Raw genomic sequence first — 12,266 nt, forward strand, 5'->3', positions numbered from 1 at the left:
GCGTGACGCTGCCGCCGGCCGTCGTCCGCGTGCGCGGTGAGGCTTGCGCCGACCACCCGCCCGACTGCGCGACGCTCGCCGTGCACGTCCGCGAGGTCTCCCCGGACGGCCGGGCCGCGGCACTGGCGGTGGCGTCGGGGGTGGCCGCCGGCCTGCGCGCGGCGCTCGACGGGGTCGCCGGGGTCCGGGCCGTGGTGCTGTCGCGGGTGTCGGTGCACGAGCGGTTCGTCTGGGACACCGGGACCGCCGAGCGGGCCGGCTGGGAGGCGACCGTGGGCGGCACCGTGCAGGCCGACGCGGGCGCCGTGCCGGAGCTGGCCGAGGTGGTGGCCGCGGCGGGTGCCGGGATCGGCGGCGTCTCCTGGGACCTCGACGACCCCGCCGCCGCGCGCCGCGCCGTCCGCCGGGCCGCCGTCGCCGCCGCCCGCGAGGCCGCCGCCGACCTCGCCGACGCGGTGGGGCGCCCGCTCGGGCCGCTGCTGGAGCTGGCCGACCCGGGACTGTCCTCCGCGGTGCCCGGCGCGCCCGAGACCATGGCGGTCATGGCCCGCGGCGGCGGTCCCGCGCTGGAGCTGGACCCGCAGGACGTCGTCGTCCGCGCCGTCGTGGAGGCGACCTACGCCCTGGGGGAGTGAGCCGGGTCGTGCCATGATCGGCCGGTCGGCGCCGGACCCCGCCCGGGGACACCCGCCGGCCCCGACCCGCGAGACGGTCCGTCCCCGTGGCGCCGGCCCGGCGGTCCCCGCCGGCTCCCCGCCGCGGGGCGTCCCGTCCGCGCGAGGATCGACATGACCACGCAGCTCTCCCGACCGCCGTCGCCCTGGCCCGGCTCGCGCCACGAGACCGAGTACCGCTGGGACCTCGACGACGTCGTCTCACTGACCGATGCCGCCGCACGGGTGCGCCTCCTGGCCGCCGAACTCCGCGCCGCGCACGCCGCCGGCTGGACGCTGGCCCAGCCGATGCGCGACGGCCACCTCCTCGCCACCCGCCCGTCCCGGCGGCAGCGCGCCGCCACGTCCCTGACGCCGGTGCCGCTGCCGGCGCCCGGCGTCGCCCCCGCCCTGCACTGGCGGGTCCGGGTGGTCGACGAGCCGCCCGTCGCCGACGACGACGTGCTGTCCCTCGGCGCCGTCCCCGGCACTCCGGTCGTGGCCCGTGGCGGGGGAGGGGCGGTGCAGGTGGGCGGGCCGGACCTGCCGTCCGAGGTGCTCGCCGAGCTCGCCCGGCAGGTGTCGCCCACGGAACTCGGCTCCCGGCGGTGGGCGGTCGTCGCGGCCCGGGTCGGTCCCGGCCGCGACCTGGTCGCCGAGGGCAGCGCCCTGCGGGTGCACGCCGTGGCCGGCGGAGTCCTCGTCCGGACGGTCGAGTCCCTGACCTTCCGGCACGCAGCCGACCGCGCCGCGACGCTCCTCGATGCGGCGGCCGCCTACGAGCGGCTGGCGCGGGCGGCGGAGGCGATGGCCGCGGCAGGCGGGCGGCTGGCCGAGACCGACGACGGCCTGCTGCACGTCCGGTACGGCCGCTGATGCACGTCCCCCGGCGCCCTGACCTCCGTGCGCAGGGGAGGACCGCAGGCGTCGGCTCGCCGGGTGCGGGCGAGCCGACGTCCCTCTGATCGGGTCGGTCAGAAGGGCGGGGGATCGTCGGCCGGGTCGGCGGGTGATGGTGGTCCGGTGCCGGCCGGTGGTGGGTCCGACTCGGCCGGGGGTGGTCGCATCCCGGGTGGGCGGGTGGTCCGCGTGATCCCCGACGGGGTGGTGACGGTCAGCACGCCGTCGGCACTCATCTCGAACCGCCACCCCCTCGCGAAGGTCTTGAGGCGGTGGTGGCTGCGGCACAGGCAGCACAGGTTGGCGCAGTCGGTGGCGCCGCCGTGGGCGTGCGGGACGACGTGGTCGACATCCGCCCAGCCGACCCGCTGCCCGCAGGTGGGGAAGCGGCAGGTGCGGTCCCGGGTGTGCACGAACCGCTGCTGCGGCGCCGAGGGCGCGTAGGCATGGGTTGTGTCCGGGCGGTCGAGCACTGCGCAGTCGCAGTCGCAGTCGGCCTCGGCGGGGTGGTCGGGGCAGCCGCGGCCGGCCAGCCGACGCAGCTGCTCGAGCGTGGTGGTGGCGCGCAGGGCGCCGCCGTCGTCGACCAGCGCGACCGTCACCGACCCGCCCTCGGGCACCCGCAGGCCCAGGGCGTCGAGCTGCTGCAGGAGTTCGCGCAGGTGGGCGGCGGTGATCGGAAACCCGTTGACCTGGCCGGCCTCGGTGCTGCGGCCGGCCAGCGCGCTGAGGGTGGCGATGACCTGCAGGTGCGCGGTCACCGCCGGCCGGCCGCTCTCCCACGGGCGCTGCAGCAGGTCGGCGAGGACCACCGTGCGCAGCTGCCCGATCGGGCGGGGATCACCGTCGGCCTTGCGCATCCGGGCGAGTGCGTCGACGACGGCGTGGCAGGCGGCGGCGACGTCGGCGGGCAGGTCGGCGGCGAGGGTGGCCATGCCGTCGAACGGGCAGTCGTACAGCCGCACGTCGGCGTGCCGTTCGGCCTGCTGGCGGCGGCCGTCGATGGCGTCGGCGTCGGCGTCGAGCAGCAGCGCCAGCGCCCGGTCCTTCAGCTTCCGGACCGTCAGGCCCGTCGCGTCCGGCAGCAGCGCCGACTCGATCGCCCGGGCGGTGGCCGCGGTGGTGTGCTCCAGCACGTCCACCAGCGCCTTGGCGCGGGCCTCGTCGAGGGTGCCGGCGGCCAGTGCGGCCCAGGTGGCGGGCAGCTTCTCCCGATAGGTCCACGCCCGGTGGGCCAGGTGGGCGGCGGTACCGCGGCCGACGTTCAGCACCACCGCGAGCTCGGCGGAGAAGAACTCCGACACCCCGGGCAGCTCGGTGTCCGGCACCCACGACCCGCGCCTCGCCCCGGGGGTGCCCGGCGCCGGATCGATGTCGGACGGGCGGGCCTCGGCCAGGCGGAGCACCAGTTCGGCCTCGTAGGCGGCCTCCATCGCCTTGCGCGCCTGCACCCGCTGCAACTCCGCGGCGGCCTGTTCATCCGACAGCAGGTCCACCGGCAGCCGCCGGAACGGCGCGGGCAGCTCGATCACCGCGTCGAGCAACGCCTGCTCGACCGGCGACACGTACTCCGCGACCTCCTGCACACCCCGCACGCTACGACCGGGGTACGACAGTTCCCGCAGGTCAGAGGCGGTTTCTCACAGCCGGACGGGGTCCACCTCGACGTCGACCGTGACGACGTCGCCGTCGTCCTTGCCGCGCCGGATCCGCGCGGGCACGGGGAGCAGCCACCCCGCCGCGCGGTCGCGCCACACGCTGGTCGACCACGTGCGCCCGTCGACGGTCGCGGTCACGGGCACCCGGCCGAACGGACCGGCGGTCTCCGGCGCGTGCTCCGCGGGGACGGGCGCGAAGACCCAGCTGCCGGCACCGGGCCACCGCACCAGCGTCGCGTCGAAGGGCACGCGCGCAGCCTGCCCGACGGGGACGACGATCCGGGCGCCTCAGCCCGCGAGGAAGAGCCCGGCGACGGCGAGCGGCACGCAGACGAACAGGAAGACGCCGACCGGCCCCAGCGAACCCCCGGGCTCGGCCCGACCGGTCTCCGGGGCCAGGCCCAGGAACGCCCGCACGTCCGACGTCCCGGCGCGGGCGAGCAGCGATCCACCGACGAGGGCGACGAGCCCGGCGACGACGAGCAGCGCGACGCCGAGCCTCGACCGCAGGTCACCGTCCGCGACCGCCGCCCAGACGCCGGCGACGGTGCAGGCGACAGCCGTCCCCGCGACGAGCAGGACGAGCGCCTGAACCAACCCCCGGACGACGTGCACGGACGGGGAAGGTACCGGTGAGGCCCGGGCAGCCACGGAGCACCGATCGCGTCCCGGGATCTCACCCGAAAGGGGCGCCTTTCGCTCACCGGCCCGCACGTTCCGCCGTGTCATCGTGACCGCCGTGTCCGCCACCGCCGTCGCCACCGGGGTCGCCGCGCTCCTCGGCCTGGTCGCGGGGGTGGCCGTCGACCGCGCCGCCGCGACCTTCCCCTGGCCGGCGGCCCGGCGATGGGGGACCTGGCGTCGGGACGCCCGGGTGCCGGCGGGCGCACCGGCCCTCCCGTCGCAGGACCAGCGGGCGGCGGAACGCCCCGCGGTGCGGCCGGTCCTCGTCCTCCTGACCGGTGCCCTGTGCGCACTGACCGCGTGGCGGTTCGGGCCGGCCGCCGAGCTGCCCGCCTATCTCCTGCTCGCCGTCAGCGGGGTGCTGCTGGCCGCGATCGACCAGCGGCACTCCCTGCTGCCCGATCGGGTCGTGCGGCCCACGCTGGCCGCGGGCACCGTCCTGCTCGCCGGCGCCGCGGCGGTCACGGGGGAGTGGCCGGCGCTGCTGCGCGCGGTGCCGGCGGCCGCGGCCGTCTTCGGCGTCCTGCTCGTCATGGCGCTGGTCTCACCGCGCGGCATGGGGATGGGGGACGTGAAGCTGGGCGCCGTCCTCGGGCTGTACCTGGGGTGGCTCGGCTGGCCGCACGTCGTGCTCGGCCTGTTCGCGGGCTTCGCCCTCCAGGCGGTGCTGGCGCTGGCCCTCGTGACGGTCCGCCGCGTGGGGCTCCGCACGGAACTGCCCTTCGGCCCGGCGCTGCTGCTGGGCACCGGCCTGGTGGTCCTGGCCCCGCTCCTCACCTGACGGAATCCAGACACTCGGAGTCACCGCCCAGGTGCTGAACGCACCGGGGAGGGTGAACCGTGTCCGTGGACGGGGTGAAGGACCCTCAAGTCCGCGCATCTCTCGCCCGACGGGGTCTGCAGCGCCGTGACTGGCCGGATCGACCGATCTGGACCGGCGGCCCACCCCCACAGGAGAGAACCGTGCTGAACCCGCTCGCCGCCCTCGTCACCCTCGTCGCCTTCGCCAAGGACCGCGTCGAGCGGGAGGAGAAGGGCGCCACCGCCGTCGAGTACGGCCTGCTCGTCGGCCTGATCGCCGTCGCGATCATCGCCACCCTGCTCCTGCTCGGCCCGCAGCTCAAGGAGCTCTTCGAGTCGGTGGTGAGCGGTCTCACGAAGGCCAACGAGGCGAGCTGACCCACACACACCGGGCACCGGGCGTCGTGGCGACGACGAGTCGCCACGACGCCCGGCCGCATCGTCGAGGGAGGAGGCTGACATGAGGGAACGGTCGAACCGCGAGCGCGGCGCCAGCGTCGTCGAGTTCGCGCTGATCGTGCCCCTGCTGATGGTCCTGGTCCTCGGGATCATCGAGTTCGGTCACGCCTTCCAGGTGCAGGGGACGCTGTCCGCGGCGGCCCGCGAGGGCGCCCGGGTCATGGCGCTGCAGAGCAACCCGGCCGCCGCCCGCGCCGCCGTCCGCGACGCCGCCCCCACCCTCGACCCGGCGATCACCGACGCCCAGATCGCCATCTCACCCGCCGCGTGCCCGCTCACCGCGACGACCACGACCAACGTGCGGGTGACCATCAGCTACCCGATGCCCTTCCTGACCGGCTTCTTCGGGGCCGACGTCGACCTGACCGGGACGGGGGTCATGCGGTGCAACGGCTGATCCGCCCGCTGCGGGCGCGCTTCCGGCGCCGGCTCGCCGGCGAGCGCGGCGCCGTGGCCGTGCTCCTGTCGGTCCTGCTCGTCCCCTTGCTCGGCTTCACCGCGATCGCGGTCGACGTCGGCGCCCTCTACGCCGACAAGGCGCGGCTGCAGGTCGCCGCCGACGCCGCCGCCCTCGCCGTGGCCCGCGACTGCGCCCGTGGCGCCTGCGGCGACGTGCAGGCCACCGCCCAGGAGCTGGTCGCCGCCAACGACGAGGCCGCGGCCGGCGCCGGCGCGGCCACCGCGGCACCGCCGGTGCTGCAGAGCGGGCCCACCCGCGTGACGGTCACCGGCAGCGCCCCGCGCGAGCACTGGTTCGCCCCGGTCATCGGCCACGACGCGAGCCAGGTCTCGGCGACGGCGACCGTCACCTGGGGCGCACCCAGCGGCGGGACGGCGATGCTGCCGCTGATCTTCTCCTGGTGCGAGTGGCAGGCGCAGACCGGCGGCGGCATGCCCTCGGGCACGACCGAACGCACCATCGTGCTGCCCAAGAAGTCCGACACCGGCTGCACCGGTCCCTCGCGCATGTTCGTGCCCGGCGGCTTCGGCTGGCTGGAGTCCGACGGCGGCAACACCTGCAGGGCGACCACGCGGGTGGGCAACCGGTTCGACTCCGAGCCGGGCAACAACCCCTCGCAGGGCTGCTCCGTCGGCGACGTCGCGGCCCTGGTCGGCCGGACCGTGCTGCTGCCGATCTTCGACGAGTACGGCGGCACCGGCAGCGGCGCCTGGTACGAGGTCTACGGCTACGCCGCCTTCACCGTCACCGGCTACCACTTCGGCGGGCTCTTCGACTCCGGTGCGCCCTGCAAGGGCGAGGAGCGCTGCATCCGCGGCTACTTCACCCGCTTCGTCGACGCCTCCGGCGCCTTCGACACCAGCACCGACGCCCCGGACCTGGGCGCGTCGATCCTCCGACTGATCCGATAGGGGCCCTTCCGTGAGACGCCGACTGCTCGCCGCCGTCGCGGCGCTGGTCCTCGTGGCCGCCGGCACCGTGGTGCTGCTGGCCTACGTGCGCGGCGCCGACGCCCGCGCCCTCGCCGGGGTGCGCACGGTCGAGGTGCTCGTGGTGGACCAGCCGATCCCCGAGGGCACCCCCGCCGACGAGGTCGCCGGCCTGGTCCGCACCGAGGTGCTGCCCGCCAAGGCGGCGGTCGAGGGGCGGGTGACCGACCTCGAGCAGCTCGCCGGCCAGGTCGCCACCGCGGACCTCGAGCCCGGCGAGCAGCTGCTGGCCCGCCGGTTCGCCGCGCCCACCGACCTGCAGGCGCCCGGCACCGTGCCGGTGCCCGAGGGGCTGTCGGAGGTGAGCGTGGTCCTCGAGCCGCAGCGCGCGGTCGGGGGCCGGCTGGCCGCCGGCGACGAGATCGGCGTCTACATCTCCATGGAGCTGCAGGGCAACATCGACGCCGACCCCGACGACGAGCAGATCGGCACCACCCACGCCACCCTGCACGGCGTCCTGGTCACCCAGGTCCAGGGCGCCCCGGCACCGGCCGGCGCCGAGGGCGGGGACGTGGAGACCGCCTCGGCCACCGGCGCCGCCCCGACGGGCAACGTGATGGTCACGATGGCCCTGCCGGCCCGCGACGCCGAGCGGGTGGTCTTCGGCATGGAGCACGCGACCGTCTGGCTGGCGCTCGAGCGCGAGGGCACCGACACCTCCGGCACCCGCGTGGTCACCCAGGGCAACGTCTACGGCGACCTGCTCGCCGCCCTCGGTGCCGTGGCCGCGGAGGCGACGGAGTGAGCCGCGTCGTCCTCGCCGGGGCCGGTGACGACCTGCGGGCGGCGGTCGTGGCCGCCGTGGACGGCGACGTCCAGGTGCTGCCCCCCGGCCGGCTGCCCGGCGACCCGGCCCGGCTGTTCGAGCTGCTGACCGACGGCGAGCTGCCCGACGTCCTGCTCGTCGGCCCGCTGGCCCCCCTGCACGAGGTGCTCACCCTGGCCGGGCGGCTGGACGTGCAGTGCCCCGGCACCAGCGTCGTCCTGGTCGCCGAGCCGACGCCGGAGCTGTGGCAGGCGGCGATGCGGGCCGGCATCCGCGACCTGCTGCCCCCGCGTGCCGAGGCGGCCGAGATTACCGCGGCCGTCGAGCGCGCCGGCGCGGCCGCCGCCGACCGGCGCCGGGTGCTGCGCCCGCTGGAGGAGACCGCCCGCTTCACCGGCCGGGTGGTCACCGTCGCCTCGCCCAAGGGCGGCGTCGGCAAGACCACGGTGGCGACCAACCTCGCCGTCGGCCTGGCCGCCACGGCCCCGCAGGGGACCGTGCTGGTCGACCTCGACGTGCAGTTCGGCGACGTGGCCTCCGCGCTCGGCCTGGTGCCCGAGTACACGCTGCCCGACGCCGTCCACGGCCCGGCCAGCCAGGACACTATGGTCCTCAAGACCTTCCTCACCCAGCACCCCAGCGGGCTGTTCGCCGTCTGCGGGTCGGAGTCGCCGGCCGCCGGGGACACGGTCACCGCCGAGGACGTCACCCGGCTGCTGTCCGCGCTGGCCCGGGAGTTCCGCTACGTCGTCGTCGACACCGCGCCGGGGCTCTCGGAGCACACGCTGGCCGCCATCGACGGCGCCACCGACGTGGTCCTGCTCAGCAGCATGGACGTCCCCGGCGTCCGCGGCCTGCGCAAGGAGGTGCAGGTGCTCGGCGAGCTCGGCATGATCCCGGCCGGCCGGCACGTGGTCATGAACATGGCCGACCCCAAGAGCGGGCTGTCGCAGCGCGACGTCGAGTCCGCGATCGGCACGGGGGTCGACGTCGTCGTCCCGCGGTCGCCCGCGGTCCCGGCCTCGACCAACCAGGGGGTGCCGATCCTCGCCGGCAACGGCAAGGACCCGGCGGCGAAGGAGCTGCGCCGGCTGGTCTCCCGGTTCGCCGCCACCCCGCTGGTCAAGCCGGGCCGCTACCGCGCCAAGCACCGGGCGGCGTCGTGACCTCCGCCTCGATGCACCGGGCGGCGTCGTGAACCTCGCCTCCCGCCTCGCTGCCGCCCAGGGCCGGCCGGCCGAGCCGGTGCCCCCGCCCGTCCCGGCGCAGACGCCGGCGCCGGCGGTCGTCCCCGCGCCCCGGCCCGTGACCCCGGTCGCCCCGGCGCCCCCGACCGACGCCCTCACCCGGCTCAAGGACCGCGTCGCCAAGGCGCTGTTCGAGCGCATGGGGTCGCGGATGAACGACCCGTCGCTGTCGGAGGAGCAGCTGCGCGGCATCGTCCTCGGCGAGCTCGACGTCGTCGTCGACGAGGAGAAGGTGCCGCTCTCGCCCGACGAGCGGGCCCGGCTGACCGCGGAGCTCGCCGACGACGTGCTGGGCTTCGGCCCGCTGCAGAGGCTGCTCGACGACCCGACGGTCACCGAGATCATGTGCAACGGCCCGGAGATGGTCTACGTCGAGCAGGGCGGCAAGCTGGTGCGCAGCGCCGCCCGGTTCACCTCCGAGGAGCACCTGCGCCGGGTGATCGACCGGATCGTCTCCCGGGTGGGACGCCGGATCGACGAGTCCTCGCCCATGGTCGACGCGCGGCTGGCCGACGGCTCCCGCGTCAACGCGATCATCCCGCCGCTGGCCTTCTCCGGATCGACGCTGACCATCCGCAAGTTCTCGAAGGACCCGTTCGGCGTCGAGGACCTCATCGGGTTCGGCACGCTCAGCCCGGAGATGGCCGAGCTGCTGCACGCCTGCGTCGAGGCCCGGCTCAACATCATCGTCTCCGGCGGCACCGGCACCGGGAAGACGACGCTGCTCAACGTGCTGTCGTCCTTCATCCCGGAGGGCGAGCGGATCGTCACCATCGAGGACGCCGTCGAGCTCCAGCTGCAGCAGGAGCACGTCGTCCGGCTCGAGTCGCGGCCGCCGAACATCGAGGGCCGCGGCGCGATCACCATCCGCGACCTGGTCCGCAACAGCCTGCGGATGCGCCCCGACCGGATCGTGGTCGGGGAGTGCCGCGGCGGGGAGTCGCTGGACATGCTGCAGGCGATGAACACCGGCCACGACGGCTCGCTGTCGACGGTGCACGCCAACTCCCCGCGCGACGCCATCTCGCGGCTGGAGACCCTCGTGCTCATGGCCGGCATGGACCTGCCGCTGCGCGCCATCCGCGAGCAGATCGCCTCCGCGGTCGACGTCGTCGTCCAGCTCACCCGCCTGCGCGACGGCACCCGCCGGGTCACCCACGTGACCGAGGTGCAGGGCATGGAGGGGGAGACGGTGACCCTGCAGGACGCCTTCCTGTTCGACTACTCCGCCGGCGTCGACCCTTCCGGCCGCTTCCTCGGCAAGCCGGTCCCGACCGGCGTGCGGCCGCGGTTCACCGACCGCTTCGAGGAGCTCGGCATCCGGGTCTCCCCGTCGGTGTTCGGGACGCCCGAGCCGCTGCCCGCGCGGAGGTGGGCCTGATGTCGCCGGCGCTGCTGCTCCTCGGGCTGGCGCTGGTGGCCGGCGGGCTGGCCGTCCTGGCCCTCGGCGTGGTGCCGGCCGGGCCGCGGCGGGTGCCGCTGGCCCGCCTCGACCCCACGATCGCGCCGCCGCCGACGCTGCTGACCAAGGTGGCCGCGCAGGCGCAGGACGGCGTCGAGCAGGTGCTGGCGCGGCGAGGTGGCGCCGGGGGAGTCGCGGCCGCCCTCGAGCGGGCCGGCATCGCCACGGGGCCGGCGGAGTTCGTCCTGCTCACCGGCCTGGGGACGCTGGTGCTCGGTGCGCTCGGCTGGCTGCTCGGGGGTGTCCTCGCCGGGCTGCTGCTCGCGGCCCTCGTACCGCTGGGCGCGCGGGTACTCGTCCGGCTGCGGACCGGCCGGCGCCGGGCCCGGTTCGCCGACCAGCTCGACGACGCGCTGCAGCTGATGGCCAGCAGCCTGCGCGCCGGGCACAGCCTGCTGCGCGCGGTGGACGCGGTGGCCGACCAGGCGCCGGCCCCCATCGCGGAGGAGTTCGCCCGGATCGTCAACGAGACCCGGGTGGGCCGGGACCTCGGCGCCGCGCTGGACGAGGTGGCCGTGCGGGTGGACAGCGACGACTTCCGCTGGACCGCCCAGGCCATCGCCATCCACCGCGAGGTCGGCGGCAACCTGGCCGAGGTGCTCGACACCGTCGGGCACACGATCCGGGAGCGCAACGCCATCCGCCGTCAGGTGCAGGCCCTGTCGGCCGAGGGCCGGCTGTCGGCCTGGGTGCTCATGGCCCTGCCGGTCGGCATCGTCGCCTTCCTGACGGTCACCAACCCGGCCTACCTCTCCGCGTTCACCGGGTCCCTCGCCGGCTGGGTCATGATCGCCGTGTCGGCGGTCCTGCTGCTCGTCGGCGGGCTGTGGCTCAAGAAGACCGTGGCGATCCGGTTCTGATGGGCACCGTTCCTCCCCTCGTCCTCGCCGCGGCACTGGCCGTGGCCGCCGGCGTCCCCCTGATCGGCTGGGCGCTGGTCGCGCGTCCGCAGGACGCGGCCGCCCGGTCCCGGGCCAACCTCACCCGTGGGCTCGACGTGACCGGTGCCGGGCCGCGGTCCGCGCGGACCCGCCCGGGCCTGCTCGGGCGCCTCGTCTCGGTGCTGACGCCGGCGGGCACGGTGGCCCGGCTGGACCGGATGGCCGGCGCGGCCGGGCGCCCGGCGGCCTGGCCCGTCCCGCGGCTGGTCGCCGCCAAGCTGGTGCTGGCCGCGATCGCCGCGGCTCTCGGGCTGCTGGTCGTGAGCAGCCGTCCGGGGGCGCTCACCGTGCTCATGGCCGTCGCCACGACGGCCGTCGCGTACGTCGTCCCCGAGCTGCTGCTCCACAGCCGGGGCCAGGAGCGCCAGCAGGCGATCGGGCTGGAGCTGGCCGACACCCTCGACCAGATGACCATCGCCGTGGAGGCCGGCCTCGGGTTCGAGGCGGCCATGGCCCGGGCCGGGCGGAACGGCCGCGGTCCGCTGGCCGAGGAGCTGGTACGCACCCTGCAGGACATCGGGGTGGGCCAGCCCCGCCGCGAGGCCTACCTCGCGCTGGCCGAGCGGACCGGGGTGGAGGACCTGCGGCGGTTCATCCGGGCCGTGGTGCAGGCCGACGTCTACGGCGTCTCGATCGCCGACGTGCTGCGCACCCAGGCGCAGGAGATGCGGCTCAAGCGCCGGCAGCGGGCCGAGGAGAAGGCCATGCAGATCCCGGTCAAGGTCATCTTCCCGCTGATGGTGTGCATCCTGCCGGTCCTGTTCGTCGTGCTGCTCGGCCCGGCCGCCATGGACATGGTCGACGCCTTCGGCTGAGCGGCACGGCGGCCGCGCACCCGGTGGGGTGCGCGGCCGCCGTCGTCGGTGGGGAGGTCAGCCGGTCGAGCGCGGCTGGGCGGGGTTGGTCGGGTCGCCCTGCGACGGCGGGTTCATCGCCGGGCCGGTCGTGGCCTCGGACACCTTCGAGCCGGCGGAGGCGTGCACCGGGTCGTCGGCCGCCGCGGCCGCCGGGTCGCCGCCGGAGGGCTGGGCGCCCTCGTGCAGCGACCGCAGCCGGTTCTCCATGGCCGTGACCACCTGCAGCCGGTTCGCGTGGGCCCGTTCGTACTCGAGCACCGTCTGCAGGCCGGTGGCGTCCAGCGTGCGGATGCGCGAGATCAGTCCCTGCACCGGCAGGTGGTCGTAGTCGGGCAGCGGCAGCTGGTCGTGCTCGGTCATGCCGGACCGCCTACCCGCCCCTCCCGGAT

15 protein-coding genes are annotated in these 12,266 nt (G+C 76.0%); 11 read left to right on the top strand and 4 right to left on the bottom strand.

Annotated features, from left to right (window positions below; genetic code table 11):
* The first annotated feature begins 2 nt into the window (after positions 1 to 2).
* Both ACI798_RS03585 and ACI798_RS03590 read left to right on the top strand, forming a co-directional pair.
* On the top strand, positions 3 to 635 hold the full coding sequence (locus ACI798_RS03585; RefSeq protein WP_456941920.1) for an SIMPL domain-containing protein: 633 nt from the start codon (positions 3 to 5) through the stop codon (positions 633 to 635).
* 153 nt (positions 636 to 788) lie between these two features.
* A complete protein-coding gene (locus ACI798_RS03590) occupies positions 789 to 1,529 on the top strand; it encodes a hypothetical protein (RefSeq protein WP_457047253.1) in 741 nt (246 codons plus the stop codon).
* 98 nt (positions 1,530 to 1,627) lie between these two features.
* Here the strand turns inward: ACI798_RS03590 and ACI798_RS03595 are convergent, their stop codons facing one another.
* The 3 genes from ACI798_RS03595 to ACI798_RS03605 are packed head-to-tail and all read right to left on the bottom strand — an operon-like array spanning position 1,628 to position 3,826.
* A complete protein-coding gene (locus tag ACI798_RS03595) occupies positions 1,628 to 3,139 on the bottom strand; it encodes a DUF222 domain-containing protein (protein WP_457047254.1) in 1,512 nt (503 codons plus the stop codon).
* Positions 3,140 to 3,193: 54 nt separating this feature from the next.
* Entirely contained in the window at positions 3,194 to 3,460 is a 267-nt protein-coding gene (locus ACI798_RS03600) for a DUF1905 domain-containing protein (protein WP_456942001.1), read from the bottom strand.
* A gap of 39 nt (positions 3,461 to 3,499) precedes the next feature.
* Positions 3,500 to 3,826, bottom strand: a complete 327-nt coding sequence (locus ACI798_RS03605; RefSeq protein WP_457047255.1) for a hypothetical protein — start codon at positions 3,824 to 3,826, stop codon at positions 3,500 to 3,502.
* 115 nt (positions 3,827 to 3,941) lie between these two features.
* Here ACI798_RS03605 and ACI798_RS03610 point away from each other — a divergent pair, with 115 nt between their 5' ends.
* The 9 genes from ACI798_RS03610 (at position 3,942) to ACI798_RS03650 (ending at position 11,835) form a co-directional block, all read left to right on the top strand.
* On the top strand, positions 3,942 to 4,676 hold the full coding sequence (locus tag ACI798_RS03610; RefSeq protein WP_456941999.1) for a prepilin peptidase: 735 nt from the start codon (positions 3,942 to 3,944) through the stop codon (positions 4,674 to 4,676).
* 182 nt (positions 4,677 to 4,858) lie between these two features.
* Complete coding sequence (locus tag ACI798_RS03615) at positions 4,859 to 5,074, top strand: Flp family type IVb pilin (protein WP_456941998.1); 216 nt, start codon at positions 4,859 to 4,861, stop codon at positions 5,072 to 5,074.
* An 82-nt stretch (positions 5,075 to 5,156) separates the two neighbouring features.
* Positions 5,157 to 5,552, top strand: coding sequence for a TadE/TadG family type IV pilus assembly protein (locus ACI798_RS03620; protein ID WP_456941997.1), 396 nt, complete (start codon positions 5,157 to 5,159; stop codon positions 5,550 to 5,552).
* Positions 5,540 to 6,526, top strand: a complete 987-nt coding sequence (locus tag ACI798_RS03625; protein ID WP_456941996.1) for a pilus assembly protein TadG-related protein — start codon at positions 5,540 to 5,542, stop codon at positions 6,524 to 6,526. The genes ACI798_RS03620 and ACI798_RS03625 overlap by 13 nt, the downstream gene beginning before the upstream one ends.
* A gap of 10 nt (positions 6,527 to 6,536) precedes the next feature.
* Complete coding sequence (gene cpaB / locus ACI798_RS03630) at positions 6,537 to 7,349, top strand: Flp pilus assembly protein CpaB (RefSeq protein WP_456941995.1); 813 nt, start codon at positions 6,537 to 6,539, stop codon at positions 7,347 to 7,349.
* Positions 7,346 to 8,536 carry an AAA family ATPase gene (locus tag ACI798_RS03635; RefSeq protein ID WP_456941994.1) on the top strand — a complete coding sequence of 397 codons (1,191 nt, stop codon included), beginning with the start codon at positions 7,346 to 7,348 and terminating at the stop codon, positions 8,534 to 8,536. Before cpaB ends, ACI798_RS03635 begins: the two co-directional genes overlap by 4 nt.
* A gap of 28 nt (positions 8,537 to 8,564) precedes the next feature.
* Entirely contained in the window at positions 8,565 to 9,998 is a 1,434-nt protein-coding gene (locus tag ACI798_RS03640; protein WP_457047256.1) for a CpaF family protein, read from the top strand.
* A complete protein-coding gene (locus ACI798_RS03645; protein ID WP_456941992.1) occupies positions 9,998 to 10,939 on the top strand; it encodes a type II secretion system F family protein in 942 nt (313 codons plus the stop codon). The genes ACI798_RS03640 and ACI798_RS03645 overlap by 1 nt, the downstream gene beginning before the upstream one ends.
* Positions 10,939 to 11,835 (top strand): type II secretion system F family protein, encoded by an 897-nt coding sequence (locus ACI798_RS03650; protein ID WP_456941991.1) that lies wholly within the window; start codon positions 10,939 to 10,941, stop codon positions 11,833 to 11,835. The genes ACI798_RS03645 and ACI798_RS03650 overlap by 1 nt, the downstream gene beginning before the upstream one ends.
* 57 nt (positions 11,836 to 11,892) lie before the next feature.
* Here the strand turns inward: ACI798_RS03650 and ACI798_RS03655 are convergent, their stop codons facing one another.
* The gene (locus tag ACI798_RS03655; protein ID WP_456941990.1) at positions 11,893 to 12,237 is read right to left on the bottom strand and encodes a hypothetical protein; all 345 of its coding nucleotides are present in this window, start codon (positions 12,235 to 12,237) and stop codon (positions 11,893 to 11,895) included.
* Positions 12,238 to 12,266: the final 29 nt, after the last annotated feature.

It is taken from the genome of Geodermatophilus sp. SYSU D01045, from assembly GCF_054050295.1.

What these genes read in the sequence shown, in the direction of transcription:
- ACI798_RS03645 (WP_456941992.1), top strand. Translation starts at nt 9,998, where the DNA reads ATGTCGCCGGCGCTGCTGCTCCTCGGGCTGGCGCTGGTGGCCGGCGGG.
- ACI798_RS03650 (WP_456941991.1), top strand. Translation starts at nt 10,939, where the DNA reads ATGGGCACCGTTCCTCCCCTCGTCCTCGCCGCGGCACTGGCCGTGGCC.
- ACI798_RS03620 (WP_456941997.1), top strand. Translation starts at nt 5,157, where the DNA reads ATGAGGGAACGGTCGAACCGCGAGCGCGGCGCCAGCGTCGTCGAGTTC.
- ACI798_RS03590 (WP_457047253.1), top strand. Translation starts at nt 789, where the DNA reads ATGACCACGCAGCTCTCCCGACCGCCGTCGCCCTGGCCCGGCTCGCGC.
- ACI798_RS03655 (WP_456941990.1), bottom strand. Translation starts at nt 12,237, where the DNA reads ATGACCGAGCACGACCAGCTGCCGCTGCCCGACTACGACCACCTGCCG.